This window comes from Streptomyces sp. NPDC029151, assembly GCF_055564315.1.
Genome location: NZ_JBVHWQ010000001.1, coordinates 506,976 through 525,462, shown reverse-complemented (window position 1 = coordinate 525,462; position 18,487 = coordinate 506,976). Strand labels below are relative to the sequence as shown.

15 protein-coding genes are annotated in these 18,487 nt (G+C 72.6%); 8 read left to right on the top strand and 7 right to left on the bottom strand.

Features of this window, described 5'->3' with window-relative positions; translation table 11 throughout:
• Positions 1-9: 9 nt before the first annotated feature.
• The 5 genes from ACZ4VF_RS02120 to ACZ4VF_RS02100 all read right to left on the bottom strand — a co-directional run bounded on the left by ACZ4VF_RS02120 (position 10) and on the right by ACZ4VF_RS02100 (position 3,557).
• Complete coding sequence (locus ACZ4VF_RS02120; protein ID WP_467922569.1) at positions 10-1,164, bottom strand: thiopeptide-type bacteriocin biosynthesis protein; 1,155 nt, start codon at positions 1,162-1,164, stop codon at positions 10-12.
• Between the two features lie 56 nt (positions 1,165-1,220).
• Positions 1,221-1,508: a hypothetical protein gene (locus ACZ4VF_RS02115; RefSeq protein ID WP_467922568.1), complete on the bottom strand. Its 288-nt coding sequence runs from the start codon at positions 1,506-1,508 to the stop codon at positions 1,221-1,223.
• Positions 1,509-1,717: 209 nt separating this feature from the next.
• A complete protein-coding gene (locus tag ACZ4VF_RS02110) occupies positions 1,718-1,996 on the bottom strand; it encodes a hypothetical protein (RefSeq protein WP_467922566.1) in 279 nt (92 codons plus the stop codon).
• A gap of 83 nt (positions 1,997-2,079) precedes the next feature.
• On the bottom strand, positions 2,080-3,150 hold the full coding sequence (locus tag ACZ4VF_RS02105) for a hypothetical protein (RefSeq protein ID WP_467922565.1): 1,071 nt from the start codon (positions 3,148-3,150) through the stop codon (positions 2,080-2,082).
• 107 nt (positions 3,151-3,257) lie between these two features.
• Entirely contained in the window at positions 3,258-3,557 is a 300-nt protein-coding gene (locus ACZ4VF_RS02100; RefSeq protein WP_467922564.1) for a hypothetical protein, read from the bottom strand.
• Between the two features lie 1,270 nt (positions 3,558-4,827).
• On the opposite strand from ACZ4VF_RS02100, the gene panD reads away from it, so the two are divergent.
• Positions 4,828-5,247 carry an aspartate 1-decarboxylase gene (panD, locus tag ACZ4VF_RS02095; RefSeq protein WP_467922563.1) on the top strand — a complete coding sequence of 140 codons (420 nt, stop codon included), beginning with the start codon at positions 4,828-4,830 and terminating at the stop codon, positions 5,245-5,247.
• A 52-nt stretch (positions 5,248-5,299) separates the two neighbouring features.
• A complete protein-coding gene (locus tag ACZ4VF_RS02090; RefSeq protein ID WP_467922562.1) occupies positions 5,300-5,644 on the top strand; it encodes a GNAT family N-acetyltransferase in 345 nt (114 codons plus the stop codon).
• An 866-nt stretch (positions 5,645-6,510) separates the two neighbouring features.
• On the opposite strand, the gene gndA is transcribed toward ACZ4VF_RS02090, so the two are convergent.
• Positions 6,511-7,950: an NADP-dependent phosphogluconate dehydrogenase gene (gene gndA, locus ACZ4VF_RS02085; RefSeq protein ID WP_467922561.1), complete on the bottom strand. Its 1,440-nt coding sequence runs from the start codon at positions 7,948-7,950 to the stop codon at positions 6,511-6,513.
• A 272-nt stretch (positions 7,951-8,222) separates the two neighbouring features.
• On the opposite strand from gndA, the gene ACZ4VF_RS02080 reads away from it, so the two are divergent.
• Positions 8,223-9,377, top strand: coding sequence for a transglycosylase family protein (locus ACZ4VF_RS02080; protein WP_467922560.1), 1,155 nt, complete (start codon positions 8,223-8,225; stop codon positions 9,375-9,377).
• Here ACZ4VF_RS02080 and ACZ4VF_RS02075 read toward each other — a convergent pair.
• Positions 9,367-10,644: a DMT family transporter gene (locus ACZ4VF_RS02075; RefSeq protein WP_467922559.1), complete on the bottom strand. Its 1,278-nt coding sequence runs from the start codon at positions 10,642-10,644 to the stop codon at positions 9,367-9,369. The genes ACZ4VF_RS02080 and ACZ4VF_RS02075 overlap by 11 nt on opposite strands.
• 229 nt (positions 10,645-10,873) lie before the next feature.
• Between ACZ4VF_RS02075 and ACZ4VF_RS02070 the strand changes: the two genes are divergently transcribed.
• The 5 genes from ACZ4VF_RS02070 to ACZ4VF_RS02050 all read left to right on the top strand — a co-directional run bounded on the left by ACZ4VF_RS02070 (position 10,874) and on the right by ACZ4VF_RS02050 (position 18,145).
• A complete protein-coding gene (locus ACZ4VF_RS02070; protein ID WP_467923747.1) occupies positions 10,874-11,662 on the top strand; it encodes a (2Fe-2S)-binding protein in 789 nt (262 codons plus the stop codon).
• A 40-nt stretch (positions 11,663-11,702) separates the two neighbouring features.
• Positions 11,703-12,854 carry a glycogen synthase gene (gene glgA / locus ACZ4VF_RS02065; RefSeq protein ID WP_467922558.1) on the top strand — a complete coding sequence of 384 codons (1,152 nt, stop codon included), beginning with the start codon at positions 11,703-11,705 and terminating at the stop codon, positions 12,852-12,854.
• A 50-nt stretch (positions 12,855-12,904) separates the two neighbouring features.
• Positions 12,905-14,125, top strand: a complete 1,221-nt coding sequence (gene glgC / locus ACZ4VF_RS02060; protein ID WP_467922557.1) for a glucose-1-phosphate adenylyltransferase — start codon at positions 12,905-12,907, stop codon at positions 14,123-14,125.
• A gap of 219 nt (positions 14,126-14,344) precedes the next feature.
• Complete coding sequence (locus ACZ4VF_RS02055) at positions 14,345-16,666, top strand: GH92 family glycosyl hydrolase (protein WP_467922556.1); 2,322 nt, start codon at positions 14,345-14,347, stop codon at positions 16,664-16,666.
• A gap of 147 nt (positions 16,667-16,813) precedes the next feature.
• Positions 16,814-18,145, top strand: a complete 1,332-nt coding sequence (locus ACZ4VF_RS02050) for a wax ester/triacylglycerol synthase family O-acyltransferase (RefSeq protein WP_467922555.1) — start codon at positions 16,814-16,816, stop codon at positions 18,143-18,145.
• Positions 18,146-18,487 lie beyond the last annotated feature (342 nt).

Sequence of the window (18,487 nt, the reverse complement as noted above, 5' to 3'; positions counted from 1 at the left end):
TCTTCCATGTCAGGCGGTCCCGATGGGGGTGTGGAGGCGCCGGGGGTCCCAGCCTTGCCGCATGCCGTCGGCCATGGTTGGCAGGAAACCGCTCAGCCCGTGCCGGTTGAGGTCGAACACCGCGATGGTCCCCAGCAAGGACCGGAGCCCGCCCTGCAGTTCGCCACGGCTCCAGACTTCGCGCAGTCCGTCGGCCAGTTCCTGGTTGGTCCGCACGCGGTCGCGCAGGATTGTGCTCTCCCATGCGGAGGCCCGCGAAAGGAGCGACTCGATGAGGTCCGGTCGGGCCGTCGGCTCCTCGGGTGCCGGGTGCGGGTCCGTAGCCGGGTACAGCTCCGCGAGTCGGCACCAGACGTCCCAAACCTCGGCGGGGCAGGACAGGGTACGCAGGAAAAGGTCGTTCAGTGCTGCCGTCATGAGCGTCTCGGCCGAGAGTGATTGCACGCCATCAGCGACGAGTTGGCTGAAGGCCGTCCATGTCGTGGTGTCTGCGTCGAAATGGGCGTGGACCTGGCTCATCGCCGCACGGCCGCCGAAGAGGGAGATCTCAGGTTCGTAAACGCTTTCGAAGAACCGGGTGACGAAGCCTTCCTTTACGAGTTGGGACAGGAGCTCGTCAAGGGCCGGGAGCACAGTCGACTCCACTGCGCAACCGAACAAGCGTAGCCGCACATCCGGCGTCTTACGCATGAAGAAGAACAACTCCAGAGCCCCGCTCTCGCGCCATCCCGCGAGCGCGGGAGAGAGCCGGGCGAACAGCTGCCGGGCGCTTTCCCCGGCTGTCCGGCCGTCTCGTGACAGCCCCACGTTCACCTGTAGCCAGCCGGACGTGCGAAATTCCGGGGGTCCACCGTTTGTCGGCCGGGCCGAGTTGACCTTTACGTGGTCCGCCACTTCAAGGTCGATTTCCTGGCCGTACAACTCCTCCAGCTTCCGAATTAGGGTGAAGTCGTACATGGCGTGTCCGAGGGATTCCGTGGTCAGCCGCTGCGACTCAAGCCAGTCCGCCATCTCGTCGGCACTGAGCAAACCGAACTCCCTGCGGAAACCGTCGAGCGTCGCCTGGGTCTCAGCAGAGGTGGGAGCGATGCCCAACCGTTGCGCCTCCCGCCGTGCAAGAAGCCGCAGAAGCACCTTCTTACGGCTCACCAGCAGGTTATCCATGGACGCCCCTCCCGGCTGACTGCCCTTGGCCACCGACCATCAGCGACACGGCTCCCCTACCAAGGGCACATGACGGTGTTCACCGCTGTGGAAGCCTTCAGCGCCTGGGCCAACTCCGGGTTGGACTCGTCCAACGGCACCTGGACCTGGAGCGATCCGACCACCTCGGCGCGGGTCGCCTTCGTTGACCGCGGGCTCCGGCCGGCCGCAGCCGCTTCCCTAACGGCCTCGATCGCCGCGTCCGGCACCTTGCAGGCGTGGAGGATCTCGGGCCTCAGGTAGTAGTAGTTTCCCTGCGCGTCGGAAACCACCAGCGCGTGTTCGTCGTCCGACTTACCTGCCATGGTGTACCTCTTCGAAATCGGCGTTCGTTTCCCTCACTGTTGACAGCAGCAAGGGGGAAACTAACGTGTTCCCGGACGTATCACTCGACTGCCTCGCCTCCGCGGCCATCCACGGGAGTTTCACTCGTCTACTAAACTCCTCGGCCACAAGCCTCGTTTCGGGCCCCTGGCGGAGGGCCAGCGCTGCCGACCGCACGCGGCACGGTCCACTACCAAGGGCACATCGTGGTGCGCCCCGTATTCAATGACCCGGCCACCTCTGGGTTGAGCTCCTCCAGCGGCGTCTCGACCCGGAGCGATCCGACCACCTCGGCACGGGTCGCCTTCGTTGACCGCGGGCTCCGGCCGGCCGCAGCCGCTTCCCTAACGGCCTCGATCGCCGCGTCCGGCACCTTGCAGGCGTGGAGGATCTCGGGCCTCAGGTAGTAGTAGTTTCCCTGCGCGTCGGAAACCACCAACGCGTGTTCGTCGTCCGCCATACCTGCCATGGCGCACCTCCTGGAAATCTCTACTCGTCTCCCTCACTGTTGGCAGCAGGACCGGGGAACTAACGTTCTCCCCGACGTGTCACTCAACTGCCTGCAGCTTCCGCTGCCACCGTGGGGGTTTTCGCGCCTTCACCGTCAGGACCCCGATTCCGGGGCCCTGTCGAATGGCCTGGGCGGCGCCGGGCCGCACGAACGGCCTGTCCGATACCCGGACCGAGCTGGTCGCTCTGCTTCTTGGGCAGCTCACCGAGCGCCTGCTGCAGGGCGACGAGCCGGGCGGCCTCCGTTGCCTCGTCGCCGTCGGCAAGCCGTCTCCCGGCTTCTCCCAGCCAGGAGACGATCCGCAGGACGGCGGCCGTGTCGTCGCGGCGCACCGGACCGCCCCGCCGACGCAGCCAGGCGGTGACGGTCTTCGCCCAGACGGTGTCCTCCGCGTAGGCGGGCTGCAGATCCAGCACGGCGCCCAGCACGTCCAGGGGGCCTCCGGCCCCGCCGGACGGGTCCGCGAACGCGTACCCCGCGGCCTGCGGCCGAAGGCGGCGCCTGTCGGCGGTGACCAGGCACGTCCGGCTGGCCAGCACGTACTTGTGGCCCGCCTCGAGGGCGACCGCGGCAAGCCGTACGAACCGCGTCACGACCTGCCACGCGTCGTCGGAGAACAAGGCGAGGGCGTCCATGACGCGCACCTCCGCGCGCAGGGACGCGGCGCCCGCCGCACGCCAGTCCGCGAGGACGTTCCGCCAGCGGCCGTCACTGTCCCGGGGGACCGCGGGACCGCCCTCCGCGACCGGCAGGGCCAGCTGGGCGGCGAGGGACCGCCGGGCGCGCGCGAGCAGTTCGGCGCAGATCCGGTCCTGGAGCGGTTGCGCCGGTGCGGGGCCCGCCGGGCGGGGAAGCGGAACCAGGTGCCACGTCGTGGGATCCACCCTCTCCAGGACGTCGCCTACGGCGGCTTGGGGGAGCGCGACGCCCACGGGCACGACCGAACCCAGTGCCTTGTGGCTCCGTTCCCATTCCGGCCGCGCCTCCACCTCCGTCGTGTACACACGCCACACCGCTCCGTCGGTCGTCCGGGCGTGCCGCACCTCCACCTCGCGCTCCACGCCCTGGACCATCAGCCGATGCCGCGCCACGTCAGCCCAGGCCAGGGTCATTCCGGTACTGTGCCCGCCGGCCGTCACCTCCAGAGCGCGGAGATGGCGCAGGAAGAGCAGGGAAGCGTCGTTCCAGTCGTCGAACCATGCGAGGAGCTGGGCCGACGTCAGCTTCCCGGGGCCAGCGGGACACGGAAGACGGTCCACTCGGGTCCGGAGATCTCGTCGGGGAGTTCGGGCGCCGGCGCGGGATCGAGTTGGGTCCCGGAGAAGCGCACGTGGAAGGGGTGGCAGTGCACTTCCCACACGGTCGAGAGGGCCCTCAGCGTGGACAGTCCGATGCCGAACCGGCCCGTGGCCGCGGCATCGGCCGCCTTGTCGGTGAGCCAGGGCATGCCGAGCGGGAGCACATCGGCCAGCCGCAGCCCGTCCCCGTCGTGGGCGACCAGCATGTCGTCGGACCGCAACAGGACGCGCAGTGTCCGGCTCCCGCGTCGTCGGAGTTCTGGACGAACTCGGAGAGGACCTGGTGCCGGTCGGTCGAGAGCGTCTCGGCGCCGTGCAACGCGCCCTCGGCCATCCTGCGGTGGACCCCACGCCCGCTGCGCAGCCCCTGATCGAAGAGCCGGACGGCGCGCGCCGCTTCCTCCGGCGTCGCGACCTCCACGTCCACAGGTGCGTCCGGATCCTCCAACAGCGTGTGCACCGCCGCAGCGAGAGCGACCACGTCTGTCCCCCTCCCCCTTGGTGCCTTGTGACACCGACAAGGCTGAGGCTGGGGAAGGTTTCCCGATGACCGTGTGGACGGAATCCAGCCATGTGCGCGCATAGTTATGCAAGGGCTTTGGTCTGGCTGCTCGCCGTCGGCACTGCGGAGGTAGGAAGCGGGGCGGATGACAAGCGGCTCCGATAGCATCGCTAACGCGGCGAAATCTGATACCTGGCGCCCCTGGATTGTCAGACCGTCCTGGTAGAGCGCCTCGGTCGACGAAAACGCCCGCCCTAGTCGTGGTTTTTCGTCCGCTCCGTCTCGGTCATCGGCGGCGGAGGTGCAATCGATGATCATGGGACGGGTGGCAGATGGACCCGTCGCTGGTCAGTGACTCATACATGAAGGTGACACGATCCGTACGGCTGCTGGTGAGTGTGCCCCTCATCTTCAGCAGGTGCCGTCCGATGGGTGCCCCGAGGCGGAGCTGTCAGTCGGGTGGGTGGGGTACACGATAGTCCGTCCGGGTTGGAGCGTCGGCGTAGATCCCCCGCGGGAGGGCACGGTGCCTCGCATCCGGTATGTCCTTCTGTTGCCTTGCGGCTTGGCGTAGCAGTCTGGGCAGGCGGCCGGAACGCAACGGCTCACCAGGTGGCAGTGGTCACGATCGATCGGTCACAGGCGGGAGCCGGGAGCGGGTGCTGACCGGGCTGCCGGGCGCGTTGAACGACTTCTAGGTCGATGCGGGCGGTGGTTCCATGCTCGACGAAGCGCACACCTGGCACATCGTCAGGCAAGTCAGCATCTGGTCAGCGTCAGCTCCCGAACATCCTGAGAGGCTGTCCGAACGGGCGTCTGGTCGGTGGGGCCACAACAGCCTGGTTGGCGCCGAAGCCCAGGCAGGAGCCTTGTCACCAATGAAAAGCGATGTTCCTCACAAACATCGACTTCGAAGCGTGCCGGTGTACAGTGAAGACCGCCCTTGACCTGCACAAAGCAGGCAGGGAGCCGTCTTCCAGGAGTTCAACATGCTGCGCACCATGTTCAAGTCCAAGATCCACCGCGCCACCGTCACCCAGGCCGACCTGCACTACGTGGGATCCGTGACCATCGACGCCGACCTTCTCGACGCGGCCGACCTGCTGCCCGGGGAACTGGTGCACATCGTCGACGTCACCAACGGGGCCCGGCTGGAGACGTACGTCATCGAGGGCGAGCGCGGGTCCGGGGTGATCGGGATCAACGGGGCCGCGGCCCACCTGGTGCACCCCGGGGACCTCGTGATCATCATCAGTTACGCTCAGGTCACCGACGCGGAGGCCCGCGCGCTGCGGCCCCGGGTCGTGCACGTCGACGCCGAGAACCGGATCGTGTCCCTCGGCGCCGACCCGTCCGAGCCGGTGCCCGGGTCGGACCAGCAGCGCAGTCCGCAGGCCGTCGGGGCCTGACGGCCGGGTGGCCGGCCGGTGGAGCAGCGACAGGACCAGGAGCGTGTGTGCCATGAGCGAGACGGAGATCCGCGACGACCGGGCGGCGGGCCGTCTGGAGGCCGTCGACGGCGGTGAAGTCGTCGGTCGCATCGAGTACTTCGTGCTGGAGGCGCCCGCGCGCGCCCTGGTCCCCGTCCACACCGTCGTCGAGCCCGCCCACGAGGGCAAGGGCATCGCCGGGTCGCTCGCCCGCGAGCTCTACGCCCTCGCCGAGCGCGAGGGCGTCCCGGTGGCCCCGCTGTGCCCGTACGTCGTGAAGTGGGCCGAACGCCACCCCGAGGAGGCCCCGCCGGCCGACCCGGCCCTGCTGTCGGCCGCCAAGGACTGGCTGCGCGCCCACCCGGAACGGTTCTGAGCGCGCGGACGGTGCTCCCGGTCCCGGCCTCCGCCCCGGCTCGGTGTCGCCCGACCCACGGGGGCCGGGCCACCCGCCTGGACCCGTTCGGTGCCGCCGTCGGGTGAGTGGCCGCGCGGCCGAAGGGTAGGCGGGGGAGTGATCCAGTGGCGACGTCCCGTGACTGCCTGGAGGACACCATGACGAACCCGCACCCCGACCCGGTCCCGCCGGGCCCGACACCGGGCCCGGGTCCACAGCCGACCCCGCCGGACCCGTACCCCACGCCGGTCCCGCCGCCGGAGCCGGGCCCGCAGCCCACCCCGCCCCCGCCGGACCCCGCCCCGGCTCCGCCGCCGGTCCCGCCGCACCCCGGACCGCCGGGGCCCTCGCCTTCGCCCATCCCGCCGGGCCCCGAACCCGTACCCGATCCGGAACCGGGCCCGCCCCTCACCTGAGACGACGGGCGTGCTCGAAAGGGGGCGGGGCAGTGCCGATGCGCTGCTCGGCCACGTGACAGGAGCAGCCGCCCCGCCCCGCACCCCGTCGCGCTCCCGGAGGCCCGCCGGCGCTCGCCTCCGACCGGATCCGCGCTCCACCTCACCGACACGACCGGCTTGCCCGGAAGGGGCGCGGTGACGTGCCGATGTGCGCTCCCGCCACGTGACCGTGACACCGGCGGCGGTCGTCCTCCCCGCCACGTGACCATGACACCGGCGGCGGTCGCCCCCCCGCACGTCATCACACCCCGACAGGGCCCCGTCTGGGCAACGCCCCGCCGGCCGGACGCCTCCCACCGGACGCGTCCGCCCCGGTCCCGCCCCCGTCAGGCCTCGTCAGGCCTCGTGAGGCCTCGTGAGGCCTCGTGAGCGCTTCGCCACGCGCCCTCAGGCGGACACCTCCGAGCGGTCCCCGCCCCACAGCGTGTGGAACGAACCGTCCCGGTCCACCCGCCGGTAGGTGTGCGCACCGAAGAAGTCCCGCTGGCCCTGTGTCAGGGCCGCCGGCAGGCGCGGCGCCCGCAGGGCGTCGTAGTAGGCCAGTGCCGCCGCGAAGCCGGGCGTCGGTACTCCCTGCCGGGTCGCGGCGATCAGCACCTCGCGCCAGTCGTCCTGCGCCTCGGCGATCTCCCGTGCGAACGTCTCGTCCGACAGCAGGCTCGGCAGGTCGCCCCGGGCGTCGTACGCGGCGCGGATGCGGTCCAGGAAGGCCGCGCGGATGATGCAGCCCCCGCGCCAGATCGAGGAGACGGCGCCGAGGTCGATGTCCCAGCCGTACTCCTCGCTGCCCGCGGCGATCTCGTGGAAGCCCTGCGTGTACGACACGATCTTGGACGCGTACAGCGCCTGCTCCACCCGGTCCGCGAAGGCCGCCGCCTCCGACTCGCTCAGCGGGGCGGGCTTCGGCCCGGCCAGGTCCCGCGAGGCGGCCCGCAGCTCCGCGTGGCCGGACAGCGAACGGGCGAAGACCGCCTCCGCGATCCCGGACACCGGAACGCCGAGGTCCAGCGCGATCTGCACGGTCCAGCGGCCGGTGCCCTTCTGCTCGGCCTGGTCCACCACCACGTCCACGAACGGCTTGCCGGTGGCCTCGTCCACGTGGGACAGCACCTCGGCGGTGATCTCGATGAGGTAGGAGTCCAGCCGGCCGGTGTTCCAGGTGCGGAAGATGTCCGCGATCTGCGCGGGCTCGTACCCGGCGACGTCGCGCAGCAACTGGTACGCCTCGCCGATCAGCTGCATGTCGGCGTACTCGATGCCGTTGTGGACCATCTTCACGAAGTGCCCGGCACCGTCGGGGCCCACGTGCGTCACGCACGGCGCGCCGTCGGCGGCCTTCGCGGAGATCTTCTCCAGCATCGGGCCCAGCGAGTCGTACGACTCCGTCGAACCGCCCGGCATGATGCTCGGGCCGTGCAGCGCGCCCTCCTCGCCGCCGGAGATGCCCGTGCCGACGAAGTGGATGCCCCGCTCGCGCAGCTCCCGCTCCCGGCGCCGGGTGTCCGCGAAGTGCGCGTTGCCCCCGTCGATGATCATGTCGCCGGGCTCCAGCAGCGGGGCGAACTCCTCGATCACCGCGTCCGTCGGCCCGCCCGCCTTGACCATGACGACCAGGCGGCGCGGACGCTCCAGGGCCGCCACGAACTCCTCGGCGGTCTCGGCCGCGACGAAGTCGCCCTCGTGCCCGAACTCCTCGACCAGCGCCTTCGTCCGGGACACCGTACGGTTGTGGACGGCGACCGTGTAGCCGTTGCGCGCGAAGTTCCGGGCGAGGTTGCGGCCCATGACCGCGAGGCCCGTCACGCCGATCTGCGCTGAAGTGCTCATACCGCCTGCTCCCTGGTTGCCTCGTGTCCTACGACTCCGTCAGTACGGGTCCTCGCCCATCCTGACGTGCCGCTACGGCGAGCGCACATCCGACCCGCCACGCATGAGTACGCGGCGCGACCGCCTTCCGCCTCAGTCACCGGCCCGTCGGCTCGGGCAGGGGCCGCTTCCGGCCAACTGGTCCTGGCGCCAGGCCGGTTTTCCGTCTTGTCATGGCCTGTTCGTGGCGCTTACTTTTGCCGCTCCTGACGCATGCCGAGGGGATTTCGGACATGGCCGTACGCGGCCGGCATCGCCGGTACCAGCCGAACAGGATCAACCGCGCCTCACTCACCGTCACGGCGGGCGGCGCCGGCCTGGCGCTGCCGCTGGTCGCCGCCGGCACCGCGGACGCCGCCGACGCGGCCACCTGGAACAAGGTCGCCGCGTGCGAGTCCAGCGGCAACTGGAGCATCAACACCGGCAACGGCTTCTACGGCGGGCTGCAGTTCACCCAGTCCACCTGGGAGGCGTACGGCGGCACCCGGTACGCGCCGCGCGCCGACCTCGCCACCCGCGCCGAGCAGATCACCGTCGCCGAGAAGGTCCTGGACGGGCAGGGGCCGGGCGCCTGGCCGGTGTGCTCGGGACGGGCCGGGCTGGCCCGGGGCGGCGGCGCCCCGGACGTGCACACCGAGAGCACCGCCACGCGAGCCGCGGAGTCCGCGCCCGCCCGGTCCCGCTCGGTCAAGGACGTACAGCCGCAGACCACCCCGCAGTCCCGGGCCGGCCGGGCCGAGATGTACACGGTGGTGCACGGCGACACCCTCTCCGGCATCGCCGGCGACCACCGTGTGCCGGGCGGCTGGCGGGCGCTGTACACGGGCAACCGCGCCACGATCGGCGCCGACCCCGACATGATCCTGCCGGGCCAGCGGCTCAGCCTGAACGGCACGCACACCCGCACCGCGCCCCCCAAGTCGCCGAAGAAGAAGACGCCTTCGGAGCACCCCACCACGCACCGCACGCCGCCCCCGGCCCGGCACGCCCTCGTCGCCCCGGTGACCGCGTCCGTCGGCACCGGCTACCACGTCGCCGGCTCGCACTGGTCGAAGGGCTACCACACCGGCGTCGACTTCCTCGTGCCGACCGGCACCTCCGTGAAGGCCGCGGCGGCCGGCAGGGTGGTGGCCGCGGGCTGGGGCGGCTCGTACGGCTACCAGGTGGTGATCCGGCACTCCGACGGCCGCTACACGCAGTACGCCCACCTCTCCGCCATCGCCGTACGGGCCGGCCAGACCGTCGCCACGGGCCAGCGCATCGGCCGCTCCGGCGCCACCGGGAACGTCACGGGTCCGCACCTGCACTTCGAGGTGCGGACGGGACCCGGCTTCGGCTCGGACGTCGACCCGCTCGCCTACCTGCGGGCCGGCGGCGTCAGGATCTGACGCGGGCGCGCCGCCGGTCCCGGACCGGCAGCGGCACGTGGAAGCTCGCGGACAGCGGCATGTACGGAGCGGGGAGCGCTGCGGCGCCCGCCCCGCTCCCGGCCGGGGCCGGCAGGAGCAGCTCGCCGAGCACCGTCGCGGTCCCGCCGGGCACCGTCGCGGCCGGCCCGGCACCCGCCTCCGCGCCCGCCCCGGCGCCGGCCCCGGCCCGGCCCGCCGCGCCGTGCGCGGCCCCGCGCTGCCTGGGCACGGCGGTGCGTGGCCCCGCCGCCGCGCCCCGTGCGGCCGACGGTTCGGCAACCGCCGGCCCGTCGGCTACGGCGAAGGCGCCGGCCGGGAAGAGCACGGCAGGCGCCGCACCCGCCTCCACCGCGGCCGGAGCGGGGACGGCTGTGACCGGGGCGACCGGGACCGGTGCGGTGGCCGCCGGCGTCCCCGCGGGTCCCATCCGCTCGGTCGTCAGCATGACCAGTCCGCCCGCCGCCGCCACTCCGCAGCCCAGCGCGAGGACCGTGCCCGTGCCGCCGTAGCGGAACGTCTCGCCGAACATGAGGATGCCGACGGCCGCCGCCAGCACCGGGTTGGCCACCGTCAGCGTGGCGAGCGGGGCGGCGAGGCCGCCGCCCCGGTAGGAGGCCTGGGACAGCAGCACGCCGGCCGCCGCGAACGCGCCGATCACCGCGAGCGAGGAGAGACCGCCCAGGCCGATCCCCTCGGTCCAGTCGACGGCCACGGTCTTGGTGAACACCGAGGACATGCCGAAGGCGATGCCGGACGCGGTGGCGAGCAGCACGCTGCGCACCGCAGGATGCCGGTGCACGGCCAGGCCCGCGCACATCAGCGCCGCCACCGCCCCGCCGGTGGCCAGCGCGACCACCAGCCGCTGGGCCGGGTCGAGGGAGTGCGCGGAGGAGGAGCCGACCAGGGAGAGCAGACCGGCGAGCCCCGCCGTGGCCATGAGAGCGCCCCGCCAGGCGGTCGCGCCGGCCCGGCGGCCCACGCACAGCGCCGCCATCGGCAGGGCGAAGACGATGGTCAGCGCGCCGAGCGGCTGCACCAGGCTGAGCGGACCGTAGGCGAGTGCCACGACGTGCAGCACACCGCCGAGACCGTTCAGCGCGAGCGCACCCCACCAGCCGGGCCGGCGCAGCGGAAGGTACCCGCTGTCGGGTCCGGACACCGCGACCTGCTCCTGCACGATCGCTCCGCCCGCGTAGGCGAGGGCGGAGACGAACGACAGGAGCACGGACAACGCCACGGCGCTCATCGGTGTCTCCTCTGCGTGCGCCGGGCGTCCTGGGCCCGGTGCGGCGTGCGGTCGGCTTCCATGGCCAACACTCTGCCCGCCCGCGCACTTCCCGTCGTCGTCCCTGAGCACGCAATGCGTCCTACTGCCGATGGAGTACACCGGCCAGGTGATCATCCCCAGGAGGGGGGACGGCCGTGCGGGCACCCGCCCGGCCGTCCCCGCGAAGCACCTGGTACGAGTACCTGTCGTGGACCTCGATCCCGAACTCACCGCGCTGCGCCCGCTGGGCGGCTTCTTCGTCCTGCGCACCCTCCCCGAGACGGCCGGAGCCGCCGGGCCACCGCGGCTGCCCACCCTCGCGGACGGCTATGCCGGGGGCGCCCGGGACGGTCACGGCGATCCGGTGGCCTCGCGCGTCGCCACCGTCGCCGAGCGGCTGCGCACCGCCGAGCCGCGGGTCGCCGCCTCCCTCGCCCACCAGGGGCTGGCCGCCCGGCTCTGGTCGGTGGCCCTCGGCTGCGCCGCCCTGTACGGCCGGCAGCCCGACCTGGACCCGTGCCTGCTGCGCTGGGACGCCCGCGCCGCCGCCCCCGACGACCTGTGGCTCATCGGGCTGCGCCCGCTGCCCGGGAACGCGGCCACCCTCACCGCCACCGTCCTGCACGCCCATCTGGAGCCGCTGGCCGCTACGCTGACCGCCCGCTACGGCGTCCCGGCCGGCCTCCTGTGGGGCAACGCGGGCTCCGCGCTCGCCGCGACCGCCCGGGAGCTGGGCCGCTGGGCCCGCGCCCACGGCCGTACCGACGTCGCGGCCCGCGCCCGCGCCCTCGCCGCCGAACTCTTCGCCCACCCCCTGCTGAACGCCACCGGCACCCGCACCGGCACCTCCTTCCGGCGCCGCAGCTGCTGCCTGTACTACCGCGTCCCCGGCGGCGGGCTCTGCGGCGACTGCTGCCTGACCCGCCCGCCCCGCCCCGCCCCGCGCACGTCCCCCCGCTCCTTCCCGCGCTCTTCCCCGGGCGGCGCATCTGGGTGACCATGAAGGGGACCTGCCGCCGAAACCAAGGGGTTGCCGGGTGCGAGTGGGACTGCTGAGCCGGGAGTACCCCCCGGACGTGTACGGCGGCGCCGGAGTCCATGTGGAGTTCCTCGCCCGCGAGTTGGCCGCCCTGGTGGACCTGGAGGTGCACTGCTGGGGCGAGGGCCGCGGGGTCGGCGTCGTACGCCACCGCCCCTGGTCCGTCCTCGACGGCTCCAACGACGCGCTGCGCACCTTCTCCGTGGACCTCGCCATGGCCGCCGCCCTCGAAGGCCGTGAACTCGTCCACTCCCACACGTGGTACGCGGGCCTCGCCGGCCATGTCGCCAAGCTCCTGTACGACATCCCGCACGTGGTCACCGCCCACTCGCTGGAGCCGCTGCGCCCCTGGAAGGCCGAACAACTCGGCGGCGGATACGCGCTGTCGGGCTGGGCCGAGCGGACCGCGGTCGAGGCCGCCGACGCGGTGGTCGCCGTCTCCGGCGCCATGCGGGACGACATCCTCGCCTGCTACCCGGCCCTCGACCCGGCGCGGGTGCACGTCGTGCACAACGGCATCGACACCCGGCTGTACCGGCCCGACCACGGCACCGACGCGCTCGACCGGCACGGCATCGACCCCGGCCGTCCCTACGTCCTGTTCGTCGGCCGGATCACCCGGCAGAAGGGCGTCCCCCATCTGCTGCGCGCGGTACGGGACATCGACCCCGGCGCCCAGGTCGTGCTGTGCGCGGGCGCACCCGACACCCCGGAGATCGACCGGGAGTTCCAGGAGCTGTTCGAGGAGCTGCGCCGGGTCCGGGAGGGCGTGTTCTGGATCCCGCAGATGCTGCCGCGCACGGAGGTGATCCAACTCCTCACGAGGGCTGCGGTGTTCGTCTGCCCCTCGGTGTACGAGCCGCTCGGCATCGTCAACCTGGAGGCGATGGCCTGCGGCACACCGGTCGTCGCGTCCCGGGTGGGAGGTATACCGGAGGTCGTGGCGGACGGCCGTACCGGCCTGCTGGTCGAGGCGGACGAGGACTTCGTCCCCGGGCTCGCCCGGGCGCTGGACACCGTCCTCGCCGATCCGGAGGCGGCGCGGCGGATGGGGGAGGCCGGACGGGCCCGCGCGGTGGGGGAGTTCGGCTGGGACGCGGTGGCCCGCCGCACGGCGGGGCTGTACGAGGAGGTGCTCAAGCAGGCTTAGTCCGGTCTGCTCGGGGCAACCATGGTTCAACCACGGTGAGGGGAGCGGGCATGCGTCGTGGAGGGCCTTCCGTACTCGGGATCGTACTGGCGGGCGGTGAGGGCAAACGCCTGATGCCGCTGACCGCGGACCGTGCGAAACCGGCCGTCACCTTCGGCGGCACCTACCGGCTCGTCGACTTCGTCCTGTCCAACCTCGTCAACGCCGACGTGCTGCGCATCTGCGTGCTCACCCAGTACAAGTCGCACTCGCTGGACCGGCACATCACCACCACCTGGCGGATGTCCAGCCTGCTCGGCAACTACGTCACCCCGGTCCCCGCCCAGCAGCGCCTCGGCCCGCGCTGGTACCTGGGCAGTGCCGACGCGATCCTGCAGTCCCTGAACCTGGTCCACGACGAACAGCCGGAGTACGTCGCCGTGTTCGGTGCCGACCACGTCTACCGCATGGACCCGCGGCAGATGCTCGCGCAGCACATCGAGGGCGGTGCGGGGGTGACGGTGGCCGGCATCCGGGTGCCGCGCGCGGAGTCCTCCTCCTTCGGGGTGATCACACCGGGCACGGACGGCCGTACCGTCGAGCGCTTCCTGGAGAAGCCCGCCGATCCGCCGGGCCTGCCGGACGACCCGGAGTGCGTGTTCGCCTCGATGGGCAACTACGTCTTCACCACCAAGGCCCTGATCGAGGCGCTGCACCGGGACGCCGAGGACAGCCAGTCCGTGCACGACATGGGCGGCTCGATCCTGCCCCAGCTGACCGCGCGCGGCGAGGCGCAGCTGTACGACTTCAGCGAGAACCACGTGCCCGGCGAGACCAGCCGCGACCAGGGCTACTGGCGGGACGTGGGCACCCTGGACGCCTACTACGAGGCGCACATGGACCTGATCGCCGAGCGCCCCGCGTTCAACCTCTACAACCGTCAGTGGCCCATCTACACGCACTCCTACCAGCTGTCCCCGGCCCGCTTCAACGCGGGCGGCATCGCGAGCGAGTCCATCATCAGCGCGGGCTGCCTGATCCGCGGCCAGGTCACCCGGTCCGTGCTGTCACCGGGCGTACGGGTCGACCCCGGCGCGGTCGTGCAGGGCTCGGTGCTGCACGACAACGTGCACGTGGGCCGGGGCGCGGTCGTGCGGGGTGCCGTGCTGGACAAGAACGTCGAGGTGCCGCCCGGCGCGACGATCGGTGTCAACCCGGAGCGCGACGCCGAGCTGTACACCGTCTCCAAGGGGGGTGTCATCGCGCTGGGCAAGGGTCAGCGGGTGCCGTAGCAGGCCGTGGGGCCGACGGCACGTCCGCCGCCTTCGCACTCGTGTTCCGTCCGGCGCCCCGCAGGGCCCCGACGTGTCTGCCCTCTGACCACCCCTCAGCCCGGGAATCCCGCGCCCGCGCGCGACGCGCTCCATGGAAATATCCACGAATGCCCGGGTTTTCGGCCTCCGCCGTCCAGGATGCAGCCATCGATGTCCAACCTGCGGAGGTCATCCGACATGAGAGGGACCCGGCGCACGCGCCTCTGCCTGGCCGGGGTGATGGCAGCGTCGGCGCTGATCGCCACCCCCGCCGCACGGGCCGCCGAGCGGACCGACGGCCACCTCACCGACCTGGTCAACCCGTTCATCGGGAGCCAGAACGAGGGCAACACCTTCCCCGGCGCGGCCGTGCCCTTCGGCATGGTGCAGCTCTCCCCGGACACCGGGCACAGCACCGGCTACGACTACGCGCAGAACCGTGTCCGCGGCTTCTCCCTGGTCCACCTCTCCGGCGTGGGCTGCCGCATCGGCGGGGACCTGCCGGTGCTGCCCACCACCGGCGACGTCACCCGGACGGACTACGCCCGGTACGCGGCGGGCTTCTCGCACGACGACGAGGAGGCGAGCCCCGGCTACTACCGGGTCGGCCTCGACTCCGGCATCCGCGCCGAGCTCACCGCGACCGCCCGCACCGGCGTGCAGCGCTACACCTTCCCCGCCACCGACCGGGCCAACGTCCTGCTGAACGCCGCGCAGTCGCTGCACAAGCCGGTGAGCAGCACGGTGCGCATCCTGGACGACCGCACCGTGCGCACCGAGATCACCGGCCACGGCTTCTGCCGGGACACCGGCCCCTACACCGTCCACACGATCACCCGCTTCAGCCGGCCGTTCACCGCCTACGGCACCTGGGACGGCGGCACGGTCACCCCGGGCGCCCGCAGCGGGTCCGGCGGCGCCTACGTCCGCTTCGACACCACCCGGGACCGCACGGTGGAGGCGACCACGGCCCTGTCGTACGTCGACGCGCGCGGCGCCGAGGGCAACCTGCGCGCCGAGGGCGGCCGGTCCTTCGACGCCGTACGCCACCGGGCCCGCGAGGAGTGGGAAGCCCGGCTCGCCGCCGTCCGGGTGCGCGGCGGTACGCCCACGCTCCGGCGCACCTTCTACTCCTCGCTGTACCGGTCGTACCTCGCGCCCAACATCGGCAGCGACGCCGACGGCCGCTACCTCGGCTGGGACCGCCGTACCCACCGCGCCCGCGGCTTCACCTACTACCAGAACTGGTCGCTGTGGGACACCTACCGCACCCAGGCCCAGCTGCTCGCGCTGCTCGCCCCGCGCGAGGCACGGGACATGGCCCGGTCGGTGGTCGCGGTCGACGAGGACGGCGGATGGCTGCCCAAGTGGGGCTACGGCCCGGTCGAGACGAACATCATGAGCGGTGACCCGGTCACCCCGTTCCTGACCACCGCCTACCGGATGGGGCTGCTGAAGGGCTTCGAGGAGCGTGCCTACCGGGCACTGCGGAAGAACGCCGACGGCGTGCCGCCCGCCGCGTACCCGGGCGTGGGGCGGGAAGCCAACGCCGAGTACATCGCGCACGGCTTCGCGCCGTTCGACAAGGACCGGCCGTACGCCAAGATGGGCGACTCCGACTACCACCACGGCGCCTCCGTCACCCTGGAGTACGCGCTCGCCGACGGGATGCTCGCCCAGATGGCCCGCGACCTCGGCCACCGGGACGACGCCGCCCGGTACGCCGCCCGCTCGCGGAACTACCGGAACATCTTCGACCCCGCCACCGGCTTCTTCCGCGCCCGCGACACCTCCGGCGCCTTCACCGGCTCGCCCGACCCGGCCCGCGGCACCGGCTTCCACGAGGGCACGGCCTGGCAGTACCAGTGGCTCGTCCCGCAGGACATCCCGGGCATGGTCGGCCTGATCGGCGGCACCCGCGCGGCCAACGCCCGCCTGGACGCCTTCTTCGCCTACGACCGGCTGCTCGCCGACCCGGAGCGGACCGCCCGCGAGGTGTGGGTGCACGGGGACCCGTACGCCTACTACAACGCCGCCGTGTACAACCCGATGAACGAGCCGGACCTCATCGCCCCCTACACCTACCTCTCCACCGGCCAGCCCTGGAAGACCACGGACGTGGTGCACGCGGCACTCGGCCTGTTCACCGACAGCCCGGCCGGCATGACCGGCAACGACGACCTGGGCACCATGTCCGCCTGGCACGTCCTGTCGTCCATCGGCCTCTTCCCGGTCCAGCCCGGCTACGACACCTGGGGCCTGACCACCCCCGTCTTCGACCGCGTCGACCTGAACCTGGACCGCCGCTACTGGCCCGCCGGCCGGCTGACGGTGACCGCGCCCGGCACCTCGGCCGCCGACCGCTACGTCCGTGCCGTCCACACGGACGGCAGACCGCACGGCCGCACCTACCTGACCACCGGCGCCCTGCGCTCCGTGCGCTCCCTCGCCTTCACGGTCGGCCCGCGCCCGTCGGAGTGGGGTACGTCACCCGAAGCGGCGCCGCCCGTCCTGAGGTGACCCCGGTCGTCGCCCGCGTCCCGTCTCCGTCACCGGCGGCGGGACTTAACCGGACCTTAACTGAGCGTAGCCTGATCGTACTTGACCGTAATCGCCCAGCGGGGATTGACTGCTGATCCACCCCTTGTCGACGCGTGAGGCAAGCCCTTGACTTCCGACCTGCTCGCTCCCCTCGACCTGGCCTTCTGGAACATGGAGTCCGACCGGCACCCGATGCACCTCGGCGCGCTCGGCGTCTTCGCCGCGCACTCGCCCACCGCCGGAGCCCACGCCGCCGACCTGCTCGCCGCCCGCGCCGCCGCCGTCCCGGGCCTGCGCATGCGCATCCGCGACCTCTGGCAGCCGCTCGCCTTCGGCGGCGCCGCCCGCGAGACGGACCCGGACTTCGACCCGCTCGACCACGTACGGCTGCACGCCCCGACCGACGACTTCCACGCGGCCGCCGGCCGGCTGATGGAGCGTCCGCTGGAACGCGGCCGGCCCCCGTGGGAGGCGCACGTCCTGCCCGGCGAGGACGGGACGTCCTTCGCCGTCCTCTTCAAGTTCCACCACGCCCTCGCCGACGGGCTGCGGGCCCTGAAGCTCGCCGCCGGGGTCCTGGACCCCGTCGACCTGCCCGAGCGCGCGCCCCGCGCCGCCGAGCCGCCGCAGAGCCTGCTCTCCGACGTGCGCCGGCTGCCCGCACTGGTCCCCGGGCTGGTCCGGGGAGCACTGTCCGACATGGGCCGCGCCCTGGACATCGGCGCCTCCCTGGCCCTGTCCACGCTCGGCATGCGCCCGACCGCCGCGCTGACCTCCGCGCCCAGCGGCACCCGCCGGACCGCCGGGGTCGTGCTCGACATCGACGACGTGCACCGGGTGCGCAAGAGCGCCGGCGGCACCGTGAACGACGTCCTCATCGCCGTCGTCGCCGGCGCGCTGCGCCGCTGGCTGGACGAACGCGGCGACGGCAGCAAGGGAGTGGCGCCGCGCGCCCTGATCCCCGTCTCCCGGCGCCGCCCGCACACCGCCCAGCCCCAGGGGAACCGGCTCTCCGGCTACCTGATACGGCTCCCGGTCCACGAGCCCGACCCCCTCGGCCGCCTCGAAACGGTGCGGACCGCGATGCTCCGCAACAAGGACGCGGGGCCGAACCGGGGCGCCGGCGCGGTCGCGCTGCTCGCCGACCACGTACCGGCGCTCGGCCACCGGCTCGGCGGACCGCTGGTCGGCCAGGCGGCCCGGCTGTGGTTCGACATCCTGGTCAGCAGCGTGCCCCTGCCCGGGCTCGGCCTGCGCCTCGGCGGCCACGAGCTGACCGAGGTGTACCCCCTGGCGCCCCTGGCCCCCGGCCAGGCACTGGCCGTCGCGATCTCCACGTACCGCGGACGCGTGCACTACGGCCTGGTCGCCGACGCGGAGGCCGTACCCGACCTGGACCGGTTCGCGTACGCGGTGTCGGCGGAGGTGCGGACCCTGCTGACCGTGTGCGAGGGCTGAGCCCGGGAACCGCGGCGCCCATCCGTCCCCCGGTGCCACTGCGGCGCCGGGCGCGGGTGGGCCCTGCGAAGGGCGCTCGCCGGCCGCGGGCGCGTGGGGGAGGGGATGGGGGGCCGGGGGTGGGGAGTCGTCACTCCCGGCGCGTGCGCCACAGCCGTCCCACCACCGCCGTCCCCCCATGGGGCGCCGCCCTCCCACCGGCGGGCGCGTTCCGGGGAGGCCGTCCCCGCCCGTCGGCCATGGAGACCGCCGGCTGTCGGGGCAGCGGTTTGGTTCCCGGGGGCCGAGGTCCGTAAAATCCGCTGTTCGAAAGCGGGCGCGAGTCGGAGCGCTGCGCGGGTA